The organism is Pseudomonas sp. JAI120 (genome assembly GCF_014207255.1).
In the GTDB taxonomy this organism is placed as follows: domain Bacteria; phylum Pseudomonadota; class Gammaproteobacteria; order Pseudomonadales; family Pseudomonadaceae; genus Aquipseudomonas.
The window spans coordinates 1,253,299-1,273,208 of the sequence record NZ_JACHCZ010000001.1 but is presented as its reverse complement, the minus strand read 5'-3'; the positions used below and the strand labels follow the sequence as shown (position 1 = coordinate 1,273,208).

At 62.0% G+C, this 19,910-nt stretch carries 19 protein-coding genes; 5 read left to right on the top strand and 14 right to left on the bottom strand.

Translation table 11 applies throughout. The features are described from left to right. The first annotated feature begins 59 nt into the window (after window positions 1-59). Window positions 60-1,538, top strand: coding sequence for a DASS family sodium-coupled anion symporter (locus HDC32_RS05840; RefSeq protein ID WP_145336152.1), 1,479 nt, complete (start codon window positions 60-62; stop codon window positions 1,536-1,538). A 195-nt stretch (window positions 1,539-1,733) separates the two neighbouring features. Here the strand turns inward: HDC32_RS05840 and HDC32_RS05835 are convergent, their stop codons facing one another. The 3 genes from HDC32_RS05835 to HDC32_RS05825 are packed head-to-tail and all read right to left on the bottom strand — an operon-like array spanning window position 1,734 to window position 4,396. After that, window positions 1,734-2,546: an oxidoreductase gene (locus tag HDC32_RS05835; RefSeq protein WP_145336150.1), complete on the bottom strand. Its 813-nt coding sequence runs from the start codon at window positions 2,544-2,546 to the stop codon at window positions 1,734-1,736. 34 nt (window positions 2,547-2,580) lie between these two features. Next, window positions 2,581-3,579, bottom strand: a complete 999-nt coding sequence (locus tag HDC32_RS05830) for an NADP-dependent oxidoreductase (RefSeq protein ID WP_184742891.1) — start codon at window positions 3,577-3,579, stop codon at window positions 2,581-2,583. A gap of 28 nt (window positions 3,580-3,607) precedes the next feature. Beyond that, window positions 3,608-4,396: an SDR family oxidoreductase gene (locus tag HDC32_RS05825; RefSeq protein ID WP_184742888.1), complete on the bottom strand. Its 789-nt coding sequence runs from the start codon at window positions 4,394-4,396 to the stop codon at window positions 3,608-3,610. Window positions 4,397-4,573: 177 nt separating this feature from the next. On the opposite strand from HDC32_RS05825, the gene HDC32_RS05820 reads away from it, so the two are divergent. From HDC32_RS05820 to HDC32_RS05810, 3 genes are all read left to right on the top strand, one after another. Then, complete coding sequence (locus tag HDC32_RS05820; protein ID WP_131698157.1) at window positions 4,574-5,161, top strand: TetR/AcrR family transcriptional regulator; 588 nt, start codon at window positions 4,574-4,576, stop codon at window positions 5,159-5,161. A gap of 117 nt (window positions 5,162-5,278) precedes the next feature. Beyond that, window positions 5,279-6,922 carry an MFS transporter gene (locus HDC32_RS05815; RefSeq protein ID WP_184742885.1) on the top strand — a complete coding sequence of 548 codons (1,644 nt, stop codon included), beginning with the start codon at window positions 5,279-5,281 and terminating at the stop codon, window positions 6,920-6,922. After that, window positions 6,919-8,064: an HlyD family secretion protein gene (locus tag HDC32_RS05810; RefSeq protein ID WP_053138529.1), complete on the top strand. Its 1,146-nt coding sequence runs from the start codon at window positions 6,919-6,921 to the stop codon at window positions 8,062-8,064. The genes HDC32_RS05815 and HDC32_RS05810 overlap by 4 nt, the downstream gene beginning before the upstream one ends. 12 nt (window positions 8,065-8,076) lie before the next feature. Here the strand turns inward: HDC32_RS05810 and HDC32_RS05805 are convergent, their stop codons facing one another. The 9 genes from HDC32_RS05805 to copC form a co-directional block, all read right to left on the bottom strand. Beyond that, entirely contained in the window at window positions 8,077-8,934 is an 858-nt protein-coding gene (locus tag HDC32_RS05805) for an aldose 1-epimerase (RefSeq protein WP_260403603.1), read from the bottom strand. 2 nt (window positions 8,935-8,936) lie between these two features. After that, window positions 8,937-10,217, bottom strand: coding sequence for a TRAP transporter large permease (locus tag HDC32_RS05800; RefSeq protein WP_065927003.1), 1,281 nt, complete (start codon window positions 10,215-10,217; stop codon window positions 8,937-8,939). A gap of 1 nt (window position 10,218) precedes the next feature. Then, window positions 10,219-10,746 carry a TRAP transporter small permease gene (locus HDC32_RS05795; RefSeq protein WP_090402566.1) on the bottom strand — a complete coding sequence of 176 codons (528 nt, stop codon included), beginning with the start codon at window positions 10,744-10,746 and terminating at the stop codon, window positions 10,219-10,221. Between the two features lie 66 nt (window positions 10,747-10,812). Continuing rightward, entirely contained in the window at window positions 10,813-11,775 is a 963-nt protein-coding gene (locus tag HDC32_RS05790) for a TRAP transporter substrate-binding protein (protein WP_131698154.1), read from the bottom strand. Window positions 11,776-11,825: 50 nt separating this feature from the next. After that, the gene (locus tag HDC32_RS05785; RefSeq protein ID WP_184742879.1) at window positions 11,826-12,701 is read right to left on the bottom strand and encodes an SMP-30/gluconolactonase/LRE family protein; all 876 of its coding nucleotides are present in this window, start codon (window positions 12,699-12,701) and stop codon (window positions 11,826-11,828) included. A 30-nt stretch (window positions 12,702-12,731) separates the two neighbouring features. After that, complete coding sequence (locus HDC32_RS05780; RefSeq protein ID WP_184742877.1) at window positions 12,732-13,550, bottom strand: NAD(P)-dependent oxidoreductase; 819 nt, start codon at window positions 13,548-13,550, stop codon at window positions 12,732-12,734. Window positions 13,551-13,773: 223 nt separating this feature from the next. After that, window positions 13,774-15,036 (bottom strand): OprD family porin, encoded by a 1,263-nt coding sequence (locus HDC32_RS05775; RefSeq protein WP_184742874.1) that lies wholly within the window; start codon window positions 15,034-15,036, stop codon window positions 13,774-13,776. Between the two features lie 156 nt (window positions 15,037-15,192). Continuing rightward, window positions 15,193-16,050, bottom strand: a complete 858-nt coding sequence (gene copD / locus HDC32_RS05770; protein WP_184742871.1) for a copper homeostasis membrane protein CopD — start codon at window positions 16,048-16,050, stop codon at window positions 15,193-15,195. Window positions 16,051-16,053: 3 nt separating this feature from the next. Beyond that, a complete protein-coding gene (copC, locus tag HDC32_RS05765; protein WP_167655713.1) occupies window positions 16,054-16,419 on the bottom strand; it encodes a copper homeostasis periplasmic binding protein CopC in 366 nt (121 codons plus the stop codon). A gap of 115 nt (window positions 16,420-16,534) precedes the next feature. Between copC and HDC32_RS05760 the strand changes: the two genes are divergently transcribed. After that, window positions 16,535-17,155 (top strand): TetR/AcrR family transcriptional regulator, encoded by a 621-nt coding sequence (locus HDC32_RS05760; RefSeq protein WP_027606227.1) that lies wholly within the window; start codon window positions 16,535-16,537, stop codon window positions 17,153-17,155. A gap of 95 nt (window positions 17,156-17,250) precedes the next feature. On the opposite strand, the gene preA is transcribed toward HDC32_RS05760, so the two are convergent. Further along, a complete protein-coding gene (preA, locus tag HDC32_RS05755; RefSeq protein WP_115488543.1) occupies window positions 17,251-18,525 on the bottom strand; it encodes an NAD-dependent dihydropyrimidine dehydrogenase subunit PreA in 1,275 nt (424 codons plus the stop codon). After that, window positions 18,525-19,892, bottom strand: coding sequence for an NAD(P)-dependent oxidoreductase (locus HDC32_RS05750; RefSeq protein WP_184742868.1), 1,368 nt, complete (start codon window positions 19,890-19,892; stop codon window positions 18,525-18,527). Before HDC32_RS05750 ends, preA begins: the two co-directional genes overlap by 1 nt. Window positions 19,893-19,910: the final 18 nt, after the last annotated feature.

Genomic DNA, 19,910 nt, shown 5'->3' with positions numbered 1-19,910 from the left:
CCGTTGCGGCGCTTTGCCCCATGCTGCGGGCTCTGATTCAGAGCCCGACGGAGCCCGCCATGAACGCCCCCGCAACAACCGCAGCATCCTTCAAGTTGCCCCTGGGCCTGGTGATCGGTGTACTGGTGATGGTCGGCGTGCTGCTGTTGCCGATGCCCGTCGACTTACCGGTGGCTGGGCAGCGCATGCTGGCGATCCTCGCGTTTGCCGTGGTGGTGTGGATCACCGAGGCGGTGTCTTATGAAGCCAGCGCGATCATGATTACCTCGCTCATGGCGTTTTTGCTTGGCACGGCACCGTCGCTGCAAGACCCCACCCACCTGATCGGCTCCAGCCCGGCCATCAGCATGGCGCTCACCGGCTTTTCCAACCCGGCACTGGCCCTGGTGGCGGGCGCGTTGTTCATTGCGGCGGCCATGACCCACACCGGCCTGGACCGGCGCATCGCCCTGGTGACCCTGACCCGCGTCGGCACCAGCACCCGCGGCATTCTGCTTGGGGCGATTGCGGTGACGATCCTGCTCAGCCTCGTCGTCCCCAGCGCCACTGCGCGCAGCGCCTGTGTGGTGCCGATCATGATGGGCGTGGTCGCCGCGTTTGGCGTGGACAAGCGCTCCAACATCGCCGCCGGCCTGATGATCGTGGTGGCCCAGGGCACCAGCATCTGGAACGTCGGCATCCAGACCGCCGCCGCGCAAAACCTGCTGACCGTGGGCTTTATGGACAAGATGCTCGGCCAGCGCGTGTCGTGGATCGACTGGCTGATCGCCGGCGCGCCGTGGGCGGTGATCATGTCGGCGGTGTTGCTGTTCCTGGTGATCAAGCTGCTGCCGCCGGAAACCGACAGCATCCCCGGTGGCAAGGAAGCCGTGGCCCAGTCCCTGGTGGACATCGGCCCGATGACCGGCCCGCAGAAACGCTTGCTGACGGTGTCGGTGTTGTTGCTGTTGGCATGGGCGACGGAAGGGCGCCTGCACCCTTTCGACACCACCTCGACCACCTACGCCGGGCTGGTGTTCCTGCTGCTGCCGGGGATTGGGGTGATGACCTGGAAGGATGTGCAGTCGCGCATTCCATGGGGCACGGTGATTGTGTTTGGCGTGGGCATCAGCCTCGGTACCGCGCTGCTGACCACCCAGGCCGGGCAATGGCTGGGCTCCCAGGTGGTGGCGCACACCGGCCTGGATCAGGTCGGGCCGCTGGGGGTGTTTGCGATCCTGGGGGCGTTTTTGATCGTGATCCACCTGGGCTTTGCCAGCGCCACGGCGCTGACCTCGGCGCTGTTGCCGATATTGATTGCGGTGTTGCAGACCTTGCCGGGGGAGTTCAACCGCTTGGGCATGACCATGCTGCTGGGGTTTGTGATGAGCTACGGGTTTATCCTGCCGATCAATGCGCCGCAGAACATGGTGTGCCTGGGGACCGGGACGTTTACGGCGCGGCAGTTTGCCAAGGTGGGGATTCTGGTGACGTTGATCGGGTATGGGTTGATGTTGGTGTTTGCGGCGACTTACTGGAGCTGGCTCGGTTGGATCTGATTTGAAATGCGCTTCTGGATGCACAGCAAACTGGAACCCCTGTGGCGAGCGGGCTTGTCCCCCGTTGGGGTGCGAAGCGCCCCCAATGAAGGACGAATGCGGTGTACCCGATATTGCGTAGTGGCTGGTTTTGGGGCTGCTGCGCAGCCCAACGCGGGACAAGCCCTCTCGCCACAAGTCTGCACATCTTGTGATTCAAACCGGCAGGCGAAATTGCTTACGCAAGGCCTTATCGAAGAACCCAGCAGGGGCGAAGCGGCGCAGCAGGCTGATTTGTCGTGCGGCCTTGCCAGCCGTGTAGCGAGGCTGAGGGTGGATGTCGGTCGCGGCTTTGACCACGACTGCCGCGACGACGTCTGGCCGGTCGGCTTTCGGCATCACCTCGGCCAGCAGTGCCTTGAACCCGGCTCGGGGCTGATCGTAGGTCTTCAGCAGCGAGTCTGGCTCAATACCGTTTTGATCGAAGACGGTACGCACGAATGCGGGCTCGATGACCGAGACGCGAATATTGAAGGCACGCACCTCGTGGTCAAGGGATTCGGAATAGCCTTCCAGCGCGTGCTTGACCGCCGAATAATGAGCGGAGTAGGGCGCGGGGATTACCCCTAGAATCGATCCGATATTGATGATGCGCCCCTGGCCACGCTCTCGCATTGCCGGGAGTACCGCATTGGTCATGCGGATGACGCCGAACAGATTGACGTCGAACAGTGCCTGTACCTGTGGGAGCGAGAATTCTTCAGCGCCGCCCAGCAGGCCGATGCCGGCATTATTGACCAGCAGATCGATCCGCCCGGTCTGTGCGAGCACGGTGGAGACGAGCGCACTGACAGAGGTGTCGTCTGTCACGTCGCAGGTGAGCATGGACACCGGCGTTGAGCTGGCCCCCGCTTTCCGACTTGTGCCAAATACCCTATACCCTGCACGCACCAGTGCTTCAGCAGTCGCTTGACCAATACCGGACGACGCACCGGTGACTATCGCAGTTCTTTCGGAAGGTGTTTTCATTTGAGGCTCCGCCGGTTGTTGAGTGTGTGCTGGGTCATATGATCTTGATGACCACCTTCCCCTTGGCTCTGCCCCGTTCGACATAGCTCAATGCCTCAGCCGTTGCCTCGAAAGGGAAGGTTCGGTTGATCACGGGTGTAATAGCGCCGGACTCGACGAGCGCGGTGATTTTCTGCAATTGCGCACCGCTCGCGCGCATGAACACGAACCCATAGTCGACGCCCTGCCTGCGGGCTTTTCTGCGTATGCCACTGCTTAACAGGCGCATGATCCAACCGAGTCCCCAGGACAGCTTTTGCTCGCGTGCGAACTCGGCGGTTGGTGGCCCTGAGATAGAAATGAGCTGCCCACCCGGCTTGAGAATGCGCAGGGATGTTTCCAGTTCGGCAGGGCCCAGGCTGTTCAATACGACGTCGTAGTCACGCAACACGGTTTCGAAGTTTTGCTGCGTGTAGTCGATGACGACGTCTGCTCCCAGCGCCTTGACCCACTCCACGTTGGGGGTGCTGGTCGTGGTGGCAACGAAAGCCCCCAGGTGTTTTGCAAGCTGGATGGCAATGCTGCCGACACCACCGGAGCCCGCCTGGATAAAGACTTTTTGTCCCTTCTTCAAGCGGGCTGTTTCAACCAGCACCTGCCAGGCGGTCAGTGCAACCAGGGGCAGGGCGGCGGCTTGTTCCATGCTGGTGTTTTTGGGTTTCAGTGCGAGGGCACTTTCCTCAATCGCGATCAGCTCGGCAAAGCCACCGATGCGCGCGTCGGGCGGGCGCGCGTAGACCTCGTCACCGGGCTTGAAGCTGCGCACGCCTGACCCTACGCGAACGACGACGCCGGCCACGTCGTTGCCCATGATCAGCGGGAATGTGTACGGCAGGATCAGTTTGAATTCACCCTTGCTGATCTTCGAATCCAGCAGGTTGACGCTGCTGGCATGCACCTTGATCAGCACGTCGTGGATGCCTGGTTCCGGGTCCGGTACCTCGGCAAGGCGTCCTTGATTCTTGCCGTAACGGTCGATCAGGAAGGCTTTCATCGTTCAGTTCCCATGGTTCGCGTGACTATCACGCCTTGGCTTGATAGCGCTCGGCGACGACCGATTGGCGAATCTCTGACAGCAAACCTTGGCGGGCGGCCTGCAGGGCATCCCAGCGGGCGGCGTCTTGCAATGGCGGAATGGTCACCGGCTCGCGACGATCAAAACCGACCAGCGCAGCATCGACCAGCTCGTCCACGCTCATGATTTCGCTCAGGGTATTGATGTCGATGCCCGCGCGATCCCAGATTTCCGTGCGGGTGGCCGCTGGAAGAACGGCTTGCACGTAGACGCCTTTGGGCGAGAGCTCGAGGCTCAGCCCTTGGGATAGAAACAGCACGAACGCCTTGGTTGCACCGTAGACGCTCATGCCGAATTCCGGTGCCAGCCCCACCACCGAGCCAATGTTGATAATCGCGCCGTTACCGGCGTGTACCAGGCGTGGAGCGATAGCGCTGGCGAGTCGCACCAGGGCGGTGGTGTTGAGCGCAACCAGGTTGGTAACGCTGTCGATGGATTGCTCAATGAAGCTGCCGGACAGGGCGGCGCCCGCATTGTTCACCAGGATGCCGATACTGGCGTCATCACGCAGGCGAGCTTCGACGGTGGTCAGGTCGCTGGTTTGAGTCAGGTCGGCCTGGATCACGTCAATGGAAACCGCGTGTTTCTCACGCAGCCGCGAGGCCAATGCGTCCAGCCGGCTTTTGTCGCGGGCAACCAGCACCAGGTTGTGCCCACGTTGTGCAAAACGCTCGGCGTAGGTCGCGCCAATGCCCGTTGAGGCGCCGGTAATCAGTACGGTTTCTGGGGTGCTCATAGGTAGATGCTCTTGATTGTTCAGGATGATCAGAGACGGCGATCCGCGCCGCACAGCCGCAGAGACATGTGCGGGTGGTTTTATGATGTCGATCATAATCAAAGGTGTCAATAGTTTTGATTGTGAACGACATCAGAGTATGATCAGGCCATTGTTCAGGAGTCGCAGGGGCGCGAAATGAAGATCACCAAGACGCAATCACTCGCCAACCGAGCTCATATTGTGGAGACGGCGTCAGAGCTGTTTCGTGAGCGTGGCTATGACGGTGTGGGTGTGGCAGAACTCATGGCTACTGCGGGTTTTACCCAGGGAGGCTTCTACAAACACTTTGGCTCCAAGGCCGATCTGATGGCCGAAGCGGCCGAAAACAGCCTGGCCAAATCCCTGTCGAGTACCTGCGATCTCGACGTGCCGGAATTTGTAAACCTGTACGTGTCCAGGGACCACCGAGACGGCAGGGGAGCGGGGTGCACCCTGGCAGCCCTGTGTGGTGACGCCGCCCGTCAGTCCGATGATCTGAAGGCGACCTTTGCCAGTGGCGTTGAAAACACGCTTGCAGCACTCGAGGACAAGTACACGGCGGGTGTGGATGTCACCAGGCAAGAGGCCCGCGCGAAAATGATCGACCTGCTGGCCCATGCAATCGGTGCGGTCATGCTGTCGCGGGCGTGTCCGGATGACTCGGCCCTGGCGGATGAAATATTGGAAACGTGCCGCGCTGAGATAATGGCATCCCTGCCATCGAGTAAAGAAAGCAGCGCATGAGTGGCAAGATGGGCGCTGACTGATACGTCCAAGATGGCAAGATGAACTCTGCTCAGGTTTACTGTCTCTGAGTAGTGGTTTTACCGACGTCACCCGTCGGGTCATCTAGGTCATCGAATGGATAAATACACCCCCCACACCTGGGAACCCCACGAGCGCCCGAGCCTGCCCGGTTCGCCGTCGACGCCGTGGCATCCCACCCACAAGCGCTGGCTGTATGCGCTGGTGGGCGTGCTGGTGGCAATCACCGGTGGCCTGGGCAACGCGCTGGTCATCGCCAACCTGCAATACCTGCAAGGCGCGCTCGGGGCGACCACCGCGGAAATGGCCTGGCTGCCCGCCGCCTATGTGATGACCAACGTGTGCATGAACCTGCTGCTGGTGAAGTTTCGCCAGCAATTCGGCCTGCGGGCGTTTACCGAGGTGTTCCTGGTGCTGTACGCGCTGGTGACCTTCGGCCACTTGTTCGTCAACGACCTTAACTCGGCCATCGCGGTGCGGGCGGCCCATGGCATGGTCGGCGCGGCGCTGAGTTCGTTGGGCTTGTACTACATGATCCAGGCGTTCCCGGCGAAGTGGCGGTTGAAATCCCTGGTGCTGGGGTTGGGCACGGCGCAATTGGCCTTGCCGCTGGCGCGACTGTTCTCCGAAGACCTGCTGCAAATTGCCGAGTGGCGTGGTTTGTACCTGTTCGAACTGGGCATGGCGCTGATCTGCCTGGGCTGTGTGTTCCTGCTCAAGCTGCCCCCCGGCGACCGCTTCAAGACCTTTGAAAAACTTGATTTCCTCACCTTCGCCATCCTCGCCAGCGGCGTGGCCCTGCTGTGCGCGGTGCTGTCCCTGGGGCGTATCGACTGGTGGCTGGAAGCCCCTTGGATCGGCGTGGCCTCGGCCTGTTCCCTGGTGCTGATCATGGCCGGCCTGGCCATCGAACATAACCGCGCCAACCCGCTGCTGATGACGCGCTGGCTGGGCAGCGGCACCATGATTCGCCTGGCGCTGGCGGTGATCCTGATTCGCATGGTGCTGTCGGAGCAGTCCACCGGTGCTGTCGGGTTCATGCAGATGTTGAACATGAGCTACCAGCAGATGCACACGCTGTACGTGGTGATGCTGGCGGGGGCGATTGCCGGGTTGGTGGTCAGTGCGCTGACGATCAACCCGGCGCACCTGCTGATGCCGCTGGTGATTTCCCTGGCGCTGATGGCCACCGGTTCGGTGATGGACAGTTTCTCCAGCAACCTCACGCGTCCGCAGAACCTGTACATCAGCCAGTTCCTGCTAGGCTTCGGCGGTACGTTCTTTCTGGGGCCGACCATGGTGCTGGGGACCAAAAACGTGCTGGCCAACCCGCGTAACCTGGTGAGCTTTTCGGTGATGTTCGGGATTTGCCAGAACCTCGGCGGCCTGATCGGCGCGGCCTTGCTCGGCACCTTCCAGATCGTGCGCGAGAAGTATCACTCCAGCATGATCGTCGAGCACCTGACCTTGCTCGACCCGCGTGTGGCCGCGCGGGTGCAGAGCGGCGGGTCGGCCTATGGCGGTATCATCGCCGACCCGGAACTGCGCAACCTGATGGGCATCCGCAGCCTGGCCACCGCGGCGACCCGTGAGGCCAATGTCATGGCCTACAACGATGTGTTCATGCTGATCGCGATTATCGCGATCCTGACCATGATCTGGATCTTTATCCGCAGTCTGTGGCTGATGAGCACCACTAAAGCAGCCACTCCCGTTCAACCCAGCGGCGCTACTTCATGACCGAACCGACCACCACGACCACCAACGCCATCGCCGCCACCCCGGAAGGCACCACGCCGCCAGGCGCCACGGTCACCGAGCCGCGCTCATTGCGCGTGCGCATCCTCTCGTCACTGGGCTTCGCCGCGATTGCCATCGTCGGGGTGCTGATCGTGCTGTATGCCTGGCAACTGCCGCCGTTCAGCAGCGCGGTGGAAACCACCGAGAACGCTCTGGTGCGTGGCCAGGTAACCATCATCGGTCCGCAGCTCAGCGGCTATGTGTTCGAGGTGCCGGTGCAGGACTTCCAGTACGTCAAGGCCGGCGACCTGCTGGTGCGCCTGGATGACCGCATCTACAAGCAGCGCCTCGACCAGGCGCTGGCGCAACTGGCGGTGCAGAAGGCCTCGCTGGCCAATGTGGTGCAGCAACGCAACAGTGCCGAAGCCACCATCAAGCTGCGCCAGGCCGCACTGGTGGACAGCCAGGCCCAGGCGCGCAAAAGCACCGCCGACCTGCGCCGCAACGAAGAGCTGATCAGCGACGGTTCGGTGTCCAAGCGCGAGCTGGACGTGACCCGCGCCGCCAATGCCCAGACCATCGCTGCCGTGGCCCAGGCCCAGGCGAGCCTGGAAATTGCGCGGCAGGATTTGCAAACGGTGATCGTCAATCGCGGCTCCCTGGAAGCGGCGGTCGCGAGTGCCGAGGCCGCAGTGGAGTTGGCGCGTATCGACCTGTCCAACACCCGCATCACCGCGCCGCGTGACGGGCAGCTGGGGCAGATTGGCGTGCGTCTGGGAGCCTACGTCAACTCCGGCGCGCAGTTGATGGCGCTGGTGCCGAAGCAGCTGTGGGTGATCGCCAACATGAAGGAAACCCAGATGGACAATGTGCAGGTCGGCCAGCCGGTGACCTTCACCGTGGATGCGCTGAACCACCGCAGGTTTCACGGCACGGTGCAGCATATTTCCCCGGCCACGGGGTCGGAATTCAGCCTGTTGCAGGCGGACAACGCGACGGGCAACTTTGTGAAGATTGCCCAGCGCGTGCCGGTAAGGATTACGGTGGACCCGGATCAGGCTGAGAGTGAACGGTTGCGGCCGGGGTTGTCGGTTGTCGTGAGTATCGATACGGCTGGGCGCCTCAAAAACTCTCCACCTTGAGCAAGCTCGCTCCTACAGGGGGCTGTATTTCAGGTTGAAATTGAGTTGGACCGACTGATTGTGTTCCAGCAGTTTCAGGCCCGGCCGTCCCGCCAGGTGATGAGCATTCACCGGATGACTCACCGGCTCGATGCAAAAGAACCCCAGCCCCGGCGGGCAGTACAGCAGAAAGTAGTCGGCGCCGCTGGCCTGGCATTCCAGCGCATAGCCCAGGTCCGGCTGTTCGATCCGGCAATACCCGTCCCACTGGCAAAACCCGTTGTCCACCAGGCCTTCGGGCAGGGTATTCAATACCTGGAAATCCCACTCGCCCGGCACCGGCGTCAACCCGGTCGGCAGCTTGGACGCGTCACTCATCCACACCTGCGCAGCCCTGGCCTGCAACCGGGTACCCGGCCGGCGCGGAAAGTACGGATGCAAGCCCACGCCATGCCACGCCGCTGTTTCGGCCAGGTGCGTCACCCGCAGCTCGATACTCAACGCCCCGTCGATCAAGCGAATCCGCTGCTCGGCGCGATAGGCAAACGGCGTGTCACAGCGTACTTCCAGCACTGCTTCATCCGCCGACTGGCTGACCACCTGCCACGCCTGTTGCCAGGCCGAACCGTGAATCGGCAAAGGATCGGTCAGGCTGTTGGGCGTGAGCGCGAGCCAACCGTCGGGGTTGTCGAAACCGCCGTGGGCAATGCGGTTGGACCAGGGCACCAATGGATAGCACCCCAGCTTGCCCGGCAAACCGGTATGGATCGCCTGCTCATCGTTATGGCGCAGCAACGGCTGGCCGGTGGCGCGCACGGACCAGTTGACGAGGCTGCCGCCCACGGCCGGATTCAAGGTGAGGTGGGTCAGGTTGTCTTCAAGTTCAATCATCATCACAACACCACGCTTGGCAGCCATAGCGACAGCGCCGGAATGTACGTCACCGCAATCAGCACCAGGAACAGCACCGCGTAGAACGGCAGCAGCGCCTTCACGGTCTTCTCGATACTCACCTTGCCCACCGCCGCACCCACGAACAGCACCGCACCCACCGGCGGCGTAATCAAGCCAATGCCGAGGTTGACCAGCATGATCATGCCGAAGTGCACCGGGTCGACGCCGATACCGAGCACCACCGGCAGCAGGATCGGCGTGAGGATCAGGATCAGCGGCGCCATGTCCATCACCGTGCCGAGCAACAGCAGCATGGCGTTGATGCACATCAGGATCACGTAGCGGTTGTCCGACAGGGTCAGGAACAGGGTGGTGATCTTCGCCGGGATCTGCATCAGGGTCATGATGTAGCCGAAGCTGGCGGCGAAGGCGATCAGGATCATCACGATGGAAATGGTGCGCACCGTACGGTGCATCAGCTTGGGCAGCTCGCTCCATTTGTAGTCGCGGTAGATGAACATGGTCACGAAGAACGCCCACAGCACCGCAATCGCAGCGGACTCGGTAGCGGTGAAAATGCCCGACAGGATGCCGCCGAGGATGATCACCATGGCCATCAGGCCCCACAGCGCGTCGGCGCAGATTTTCAGGGCCTGTTTCAAAGGGATGACTTCGCCCTTGGGGTAGTTGCGTTTTTTCGCGAAGATCAGGCACAGCACCATCAGGCACGCGCTCATCAACAACCCAGGCACCACGCCGGCCATGAACAGCGAGGCGATGGACACCGTGCCGCCCGCCGCCAGGGAGTAGAGCACCGAGTTATGGCTGGGCGGGGTCAACAGCGCCTGCACCGAACCGCTCACCGTGACTGCGGTGGCAAATTCCCGTGGGTAGCCACGGCGCTCCATTTCCGGGATCAGCACCGAGCCGACCGAGGCGGTGTCGGCCACCGACGAGCCGGAGATGGCGCCGAAAAACGTCGAGGCCATGATGTTCACCAGCGACAGGCCGCCGCGCACAAAGCCCACCAGCACCCCGGCAAACGCCACCAGCCGGCGCGACATGCCGCCCTCGGCCATGATCGCCCCCGCCAGCACGAAGAACGGAATCGCCATCAGCGAAAACTTGTTCACCCCGCCTGCGACCTGAATCATCAGGGCCTGGAACGGGATGTCGATCCACCACGCGCCAATCAGCGCCGACAAACCCAGGGCGTAGGCCACCGGCATGCCGATCAGGATCAGGGCGATAAAGCTGCCCAGCAGAATCAATGCGTCCATATCAGGCAGCCCCTTCGCTTTCTTCCACCAGGTCGAAGCGCACCACGCGCCGGTTGCTCTGGTCACCGAGCAGGAGTTTTTCCACCACGAAGATCAGGGTCAGCAGCCCGCCAATTGGAATCGGCATATAAGTGATGCCCACGCGCAGGGTCGGGATGGCGCTCATGAACTGGTTCCAGGTCGACAGGCACAGCTTGGTGCCCCAGATGGCCATGAACAGGCAGATGGTGCCCATCAGCAGTTGCGAAAGGATGCCGACGATGCGGCGCTGGGCGGGCGGCAGGCGGTCCGTGACCATGGCCACCGACATATGTGCACCGGCGCGGTAGCTGGCGGCGGCGCCGATAAAGGTGAACACCAGCATCAGCAGGATGGCGGTGGGTTCCGGCCAGCTGGAGCCGGTGCCGAGGATGTAGCGGGCGAAGATGCCCCAGGGGATGATCAGTGCGACGCCGAGAACCGAGAGGCCGGCGACCCAGATGCAGGTCATGTAGATGCGGTCGTTGATGCGCAGCAGTAGATTCTTCATGGCGTTCACCGTAACCGGGCGCGTCGGTGCAGACCGCGCCGGGCCTTTTGCGAGAGGCAGGAGAGGTTATTGAACGGCGTCGATGCGCGCGATGATGTCGGCGTAAGGCGCGCCGTACTTGGCGCGAACCGCTGCGGTGGCGTCATAGAAGGGCTTTTTGTCGACGGTGATGAACTCGACACCGGCCTTTTTGAGTTTTTCCTCACTGCTGGCGGACTTGGCATCCCACAGCGCGCGTTCATCGGCCTGGGCGGCCTTGGCGGCGTTTTTGACCATGACCTGTTGCGCCGGGGTGAGCTTGTTCCAGGTGATTTTCGACATCACGATGGGCTCAGGCAGGATCAGGTGCTCGGTGAGGGTGTAGTACTTGGCGTTCTGGAAGTGGTTGTGTTCGAGCATGGTCGGCGGGTTGTTCTCCGCGCCGTCGATCACTCCGGTCTGCAGGGCGCTGAAGATCTCGCCGGTGTCCATGGCAATGCCGTTGGCGCCCATCGCGTTGAAGGCATCGATGAACAGCGGGTTACCTTGCACACGGATCTTCATGCCCTTGAGGTCTTCGATCTTGCGCACCGGCTTCTTGGTGTAGAGGTTGCGCGTGCCGCCGTCCATCCAGGCCAGGGCCACCAGGCCGAACTCGGAGTCGGTGATCTTGGCGAGAATCTCGTCGCCGATTTCGCCATCGATGACCTTGCGCATATGCGCCTGGTCGCGGAACACGAACGGCAGGTTGAACACGTTCACGTCCGGCACCACTGGCCCGACGATGCCGAGGCTGACGCGGGTCATCTGCACGGCGCCGACCTGGGCCTGTTCGACCACTTCTTTCTCGGAGCCCAGCACGCCACCGGGGAAGTATTTGAAGGTCAGTTCGCCGTTGCTTTCCTTGGTCAGGGCCTTGCCCATGTTTTCTTCGGCAACAACGGTGGGGTAGCCGGCGGGGTGGATGTCGGCGAATTTGATTTCCAGCGCGTGGGCGGCGCTGCTGAGGGTAAAGACTGCGACGGCGAGCAAGGTGCGTTTGAAGTCCATGGGAGTCACTCCTGTGTTGTTATTGTTGTATTCAAGGCACAGCGATGCAGCTAGAGAGTAAACGTCGGTTCAGGCAGTCCTTGGACGCCGGGGTTTAGGGCGAACACGCCGCCGGACACTGACTGTTCACTCTGGTCGTCACGGATCGAGGTGACAAACAGGGTGTCCAGGCGGCTGCCGCCGAAGGCGCACATGGTGGGTTTTTTCACCGGTACGCTCAGGGAGCGGTCCAGGCGACCATCGGGGGTAAAACGGTGGATCAGGCGGGCGTCGTTGGCGCAGATCCAGTAGCAGCCATCGGCGTCCACGGCGGCGCCGTCGGGGCGGCCGAGGAAGTTGTGCATGTCGACGAACACGCGACGGTTGGACGGCGTGCCGGTGTCGATGTCGTAGTCGAAGGCCCAGATCTGCTGCACCAGCGGGTGCGAATCCGAGGCGTACATCGTGCGGCCATCGGGGCTGAAGGCCAGGCCGTTCAGGGTGATAAAACCGTCCAGCTGGGCATGGGGTGCTGAACCCGATGCATAGCGATAGAGGATGCCTTCGGCGGCATTCGCGCCCATGTTCAGCACCATGCTGCCGGCCCAGAAACGTCCTTGGCGATCACAGCGGCCGTCGTTCAGGCGCATGTCCGGGCGTGGGTGCTCGACGCTGGCCAACGGCGTGGTGTCGAGGCTGCCGTCGTTGTGCGGCGTGAGTTGGAAGAAACCGGTTTCCATCCCGGCGACCCAGTTGCCCGCGGTGGTGCGGGCGATGCAGGCGAGCATCTGCGGGGCTTTCCAAGCGGCAACGTGGCCGGTGGCGGCGCTCCAGCGTTGCAGGCCGCCGTGGGGGATGTCCACCCAGTACAGGGCGTTTTCCTCGGGCACCCACACCGGGCATTCGCCCACGGCATTGCGGGCGTCGACGATCAATTCAGCAGTCATGGCAACTCATTCCCTTGGGTGGGTGTGAACTCAGTCATCGAATGGCCCGGCGGCGCAGAACGCGCCACCCTGATAGACCTTGGCCGGGTCATCGGCGGCCACCGGTGGCTGGGCTTCGACCTGGGCGCGGAAGACTTCGGAGCTGTCTTTCGGGGCGTAGCCCAGGTGTGCGGCGTAGCGGTTGTCCCACCAGGTGTCGAGGTTATCCGACATGCCGTAGACCACCGTGTGGCCGACGTTCGGCGTATACAGCGCGCGTTCGAGCAGTTGGGTCAGGTCGTCGAAGCTCAGCCAGGTGTGCATCATCCGGCGGTTCTGCGGTTCCGGGAACGAGGAGCCGATACGGATGCTCACGGTCTCGATGCCGTAGCGGTCGAAGTAGAAACTCGCCATGTCTTCGCCGTAGGACTTGGACAGGCCGTAGTAGCTGTCGGGGCGGCGTGGAGAGTGGGCGTCGATGGTTTCGGTCTGCTTATAGAAACCGATCACATGGTTGGAACTGGCGAAGATCACGCGCTTGACCCCATGACGGCGCGCGGCTTCGTAGATATGGAAGGTACCGCTGATATTGGCGCCGAGGATCTCTTCAAACGGACGCTCCACCGATACACCGCCGAAGTGCAGGATGGCGTCGACGCCTTCCACCAGGTGGTGCACCGCTTGTTTGTCGGCGAGGTCGCAGGGCTGGACTTCTTCCGAAGCATCGGCTGCCGGGGCCATAGTGGCGATGTCCGACAGGCGCAGCATCTGGGCGTAAGGACGCAGGCGCTCGCGCAGGACTTTGCCGAGGCCGCCGGCGGCACCGGTGAGCAGCAGACGGTTGAAGGGCGTGGAGGTGGTCTTGGTCATGGGGATTCCAAATTTTTGTTGTAGGTTGTCGTATGACTATGCCGAAGTATTGGTAGGGATCCCCCAGGTTGTCAACGTTCTTGCGGACAGAGTGCGGAGCAAAATGTGGGAGAGGGCTTGCCCTCGATGAGGGCATGCCAGTGAATGCATCTGTTACTGACCCACCGCCATCGAGAGCAAGCCCCCTCCCACAGGGGATTTTCTGGGGCTGGGAGACCAGGTTCTACAGCAGGGAGAGTGGATAGCTGATAAAGATCCGGTTTTCGTCGAACTCGTTGGTGCTGAAATCCCGGCGCATGGTTGCGTTGCGCCATTTCACGTTGAGGTTCTTCAACGCACCGCTCTGCACGGTGTAGGCCAGCTCCGATTCGCGTCCCCATTCCTTGCCATCGGTGATCGCCCCGGTGTGCACGTTACTGCCGCTGATATAGCGGTTCATCAGGGTCAGCCCTGGCACACCGAGCACCACGAAGTTGAAGTCATGCCGTACCTGCCAGGATTTTTCCTTGGCATTGTCATAACTGGAGTTGTAGCTGTCGTTGGCCAGGGTGCCGCCGCTGGTGCCGTTGACGCGCATCCACACGCTGTCGCCGGTGAGTTTCTGCAAGCCAACGTAAAAGGTGTTGCCGCCGTATTTGGCCGAGAGCAGGGCGAACACGGTTTTGTTGTCGAGGTCGCCGGCCAGGGCGCTGCCGTCTTCCTTGCCGTTGAAGAAACCCAGGTTGGCACCCAGGGTCCAGTCGCCCACGGGCTGGCTGTGGGTCAGGTTGACGTACTGCTGCTGGTAGATATCAGTCAACTCGGCGTACCACACGCCGACCTGGGTGCGCTTGTCGTTGAAGGTGTATTCGCCGCCGCCAAAGTTGAAGCGATCAGAGGTGAACGCGGCTTTGCCGTTCATGAACATGTCTTCCATGCTCGCGTCGTTGCGCGGGCTGTTGCCGCGAAACTGGCCGCCGTAGAGAGTCAGGCCGGCGATTTCGTTGGACGTCACCTGGCCGCCACGAAAGGTCTGGGGCAGCGAGCGGCCATCGTCGGAGCGCAGGATCGGCAGCACCGGCATCCACTCGCCGACCTTCAATTCGGTCTTCGACAGCCTGGTTTTCAGCGCCACGCCCAAGCGCCCGAAGTTATCGGCGGGGCGGCCGTCATCGTGGATCGGCAGCAACTGGGTGCCGCCGGTGCCTTTGCCGCCATCGAGCTTCTGCGAATACAGCCCCAGCACATCAATGCCGAACCCCACGGTGCCCTGGGTGAAGCCGGACTTGGCGTCGAGAATAAAACTCTGCGTCCACTCTTCGGCCTTGCCCTGAGGGTTGCTCGGGTTGGTGAAGTTGCGGTTGAAGTAGGCGTTGCGCAGGTTGAGCGTGGCCTTGGCGTCGTCGACGAACCCTTCGGCGTGGGCGACGAGGGGCAGGACGAAGGCCAGGCTGCCGAGACCGATAAGGCCGATACACGACGAGGAATTACGGGCGAATTGACTCACAGTGACGCTCCCATTCATTTGTTGTTTTTATTATTTGTTATACGTCGTCGTACAACATTGGGGCGGATATTTGCGGGGTTTTCGTGGGGTGTCAAGCAGAAGTTATACGATGACTGGGTGTGGGTTGATCTAGAGCGGGCACCGCCCCTCCCACATTCAGCCCGCCAGGACCATCGGCGGCAAAGTGCCAAGGAGTGAAACGGCAGCTACTGCACAAACACCAAGCAGCCACTCCACCATCACGCTGGCCTTCAAGCTGCCCAGTCGCTGTTCGCAGTGGTCAAGGCGCAGCCGGTTCAGCAGCGCCAGCGCCAACATGCCCAGCACCAGCATCACCTTGATCAGCAGAATCAGGGCAAAACCACTGAACAAGGGCGTGGGCCACAGCTGCCCGGTGAGTACGCGCACATTGATCAGGCCGGTCACCAGCAAACCGGTGACCAGGCCATAACCCACGCCGCTGAAACGACGCAGGACCGTCGCCAGCTCAACACCGTGTGGCGGCCTGAGGATCAATACCAGCAGCAATAACCCCCCCAACCATGCGCCAACGCACATCAGGTGCACCACCTGGTTGAGGATCAACAACTGCCCGCTCAGCCCATCGAGCATGGCGCCATGGCCGACCGGGGCCAGGGTCATCAGCAACAGCGTGATCAACGGCAGGCGCGGGGCCTTCCACGTGGTCATCAGGGCGATGACCAGCAACCCATTCAACATCAGGTGCCAGGTCCACACCTGGCCAAAAAAGGTCTTGCCCAGCACCAACTGCACGGTCGACAGTTCCAGCGCAGCCGGCCATGAACCGGCCATGCTGGCGGTAATCAACCCCAGCCAGATCAGCCCCGACGCGAGGGCCGTCCATGCCAGCCCACGGGTGATGCGCAACAATTGCCGGTCCAGCAGCGGCTGCGGTTCAGCGCCCAGGAGCCAGGGCCTGAATACACAGGCCCCGAACATCAACAGCACGACGATGAAATGCACGAACCGGCACAGCACCAGCAGCGTTGTCATGGGTTATTGGCCGACCTTGAAGCTGTATTCACCGTTGCTTTTGTGGGTGTCGACCGACACCGCATTCCACACCACTTTGTAGTTACCGGCCGCGAGCGGTGCGGCAGGCGTCACCACCAGGGTTTTCTTGTCGGCGTCCGGGGTTTCCAGGCCTTTGATGGCGATTTCGGTGCCGTCCTTGCTCAAGGACACTTTGGTGAAGGTGGCTTCGACGCCTTCGCTGAAGGTCAGGCGCAGATCTTTGGGCGCAGTGACGCTGCTGTCTGCCGCAGGCGTGGCGCTTTTGAGATGAGCATGGGCAAATGCTGTTGAGGCACCCAGCAGGGAGGCGAGCAGGGCGACAGTGGTCAGGGTTTTCTTGATCAACATTGTGCAATACCCATCAATGGTTAGGAGCGGGCAGTGTACGAAGTTTCGACTGCGCCTGTCGCCCCGATCTAGAGCGGTGGTAGTCTTTGGGTCATGTCTTTGTCAGGGAGCCCTTATGGGCAATCACAAGAGCGGAATTCGCCGGGTCAACGTCGAAAAAATCCTGCTGGCGGCGGAGAAGATCTTCGCCGAAAAGGGCTACGGCAGCACCGCCATGGCCGATATTGCCGAAGAAGTGCAACTGCCGCGCTCCAACCTGCATTACTACTTCACCACCAAGAGCGAGCTGTACAGCGCGGTGCTGTTCGACCTGCTGGAAGTGTGGAAGCAGGACGCCCTCAGCTTCGAGACCTTCGATGACCCCCGGGTGGTGCTCAGCAGCTATATCCGCGCCAAGATGCAACGCTCGCGCACACGGCCCTATGGCTCCAAGGTCTGGGCCAACGAGATCATCCACGGCGCGCCGACACTCGGTGAGGCCCTGGATGAGAGCCTGTACGACTGGGCCAAGATGAAGGAAGCGAAAATTCGCCAGTGGGTGGAAGACAAACGCATCCTGCCGGTGGAGCCTTCGAGCCTGCTGTACATGATCTGGGCTTCGACCCAGCACTATGCCGACTTTGACCACCAGGTGAAGATTTTGAATGATCACCAGCCGTTGTCGGATATGCAGTTCGAGAAGGCGATCCAGACGGTGACCAGTGTGATTTTGCGTGGGATTGGGTTGGAGCCTTGAGTATTGTGGTGGGGCTTAGGGCCTCATCGGGGGCAAGCCCCCTCCCACATTTGATGTGTGGTGTGGGAGGGGGCCCCCGATAGTGGCCTGAAGGACTACACCGCCTCTCGATAGGGATTCCTCGGATCCTGCGTCCAATTCAAAAACGGCTTGCCCGTGTCGATAGGCACCATCTCGATGCAATCCGCCACCGGGCAGGTGATCTGGCACAGGTTGCAGCCCACGCACTCATCATCGATCACTTCGTATTTATGCGTGCCGTCCGCCTGTTTCAGGCTGGCAATGGCCTGGTGCGAGGTATCCTCACAGGCAATATGGCAACGCCCACAGCCAATGCACGCCTCTTGGTCGATCTTGGCGATCACCTGGTAGTTGATGTCCAGGTACTTCCAGTCCGTGGTGTTGCCCACCGCCCGCCCGGAAAATTCTTGCAGGCTGGTGTAGCCCTGGCTGTCCATCCACCGCGACAGCCCATCCTTCATCTCCTCCACGATGCGAAAACCATGCAGCATCGCCGCCGTGCACACCTGCACCGCGCCGCAACCGAGGGCGACGAATTCAGCGGCGTCGCGCCAGTTGCCAATGCCGCCGATTCCACAGATCGGCAGGCCCTGGGTCTGCGGGTCGCGGGCGATTTCGGCAACCATGTTCAGGGCAATCGGCTTGACCGCCGAGCCGCAATAACCGCCGTGGGTGCTCTGGGTGCCGACCATCGGCAGGGCGACCATGCGTTCCAGGTCCACGCTGGTGATGGAGTTGATGGTGTTGATCAGCGACACCGCGTCCGCACCGCCGCGATACGCTGCCCGCGCCGCCACACGGATGTCGGTGATATTCGGCGTGAGCTTGACGATCACCGGCAGCGAGCAATAGGTCTTGCACCAACGCGTCACCTGTTCCACGTACTCCGGCACCTGGCCCACCGCCGCCCCCATGCCGCGTTCGGGCATGCCGTGAGGGCAGCCGAAGTTCAGCTCGATACCGTCGCAGCCGGTGGCTTCCACCAGGGGCAGGATGTTTTTCCAGGATTCCTCAACGCAGGGCACCATCAGCGACACGATCAGCGCGCGGTCGGGCCAATCCTTTTTCACCTGGGTGATTTCCCGCAGGTTGATCTCCAGGGAACGGTCGGTGATCAGCTCGATATTATTGATGCCCAGCACTTCACGGTTGGCGCCGTAGTGCGCCGAGTACCGCGATGACACATTGACCGCCGCCGGGTCTTCACCCAGGGTTTTCCACACCACGCCGCCCCAGCCCGCTTCAAACGCACGCACCACGTTGTAGGCTTTGTCGGTGGGTGGCGCGGAGGCCAGCCAGAACGGGTTGGGGGCCTTGATACCGGCGAACACAATCGAGAGATCGGCCATTACGCAGCCTCCACATTCAGCATGAGTTGGGCGTGCATGGCTTCGGCGGCCAGCTTGCCGTGTTGCACCGCCTGCACGGTGAGGTCCTGGCCGAGGCTGACGCAGTCGCCGCCGGCATAGACCCCAGGGATGCTGGTGCGCAGCTGTTCATCGACGAAGATACGCTCGCCGACGCGGTGCAGCTGTTGCGCCAGGGGATCGTGCAAGGCCTCGCCGTCAAAACCCTGCCCGATGGCCTTGAAGATGGCATCGGCGGCCAGTTCGAAGGTATCTCCGGTAGGGTGAAGACGGCCGTTTTCCAGGCGGGTGCGGGCGAAGCGCATGCCGCGTACGTGGCCCTGGTCGTCGAGCAGGACTTCTTCGGGTTGGGCCCAGGTCAACAGGCGCACCTGATTGGCCTTGGCGATGTCCTGCTCATGGTGGGTGGCGCCCATGTCGGCCAGGCCACGGCGGTAGACGAGGTTCACATCACGGGCGCCGAGCCGGGCCATTTGCACGGCCATGTCGATGGCGGTATTGCCGGCGCCGAGCACGATGCAGCGGTCGGCCAGGGGCAGCTGGGTCAGGTCGTCGGCCTGGCGCAGTTCGCGGATATAGTCGGTGGCGGCGAGCAGGCCGGGCGCGTCCTCATGGGGTAAGCCGAGTTGCTTGCTCGCAGCCAGGCCCAGGCCGAGGAACACCGAGTCGAATTGCTGGTGCAGTTCGCTCAAGGTCAGGTTGTCGCCCAGGCGCTGGCCGTGGCGGATTTCGATGCCGCCGATCTGCAGGAGAAAATCCAGTTCCTTCTGGGCGAAGTCGTCCACCAGCTTGTACTTGGCGATCCCGTATTCATTCAGGCCGCCGGCTTTTTCCCGCGCTTCGAAGATCACCACGTCATGCCCGTGCAGGGCAGCGCGATGAGCGCAGGCCAGCCCTGCGGGACCCGCGCCGACCACGGCGATGCGTTTGCCGGTCGGTGCGGCACGCTGGAACGGGTGTTCGCTGAAGTGTGCGTTGTCTACCGCATAGCGCTGCAACAGGCCGATCAGCACCGGCGCGCATTCTTCGGCGTTGTTACGGACACAGGCTTGCTGGCAGAGGATCTCCGTCGGACAGACTCGGGCGCAGCTGCCGCCGAGGATGTTGGCCGAGAGGATTTTCTGCGCTGCGCCCTGGACGTTGTCGGTGTGGATATTGCGGATGAACGACGGGATGTCGATTTCGCTGGGGCACGCGTTCACGCACGGGGCGTCGTAGCAATACAGGCAGCGCGAGGCTTCCAGTTGGGCCTGGCGCGCGTTGAGAGGCGGCGCCAGGTCGGTGAAATGGCTGGCGAGGGTGGCCCCGTCTTCATGGGGATGGGGGAGGTGGGTCAGGGTCTGGATCACGGTGTTGGCCTCACGGTT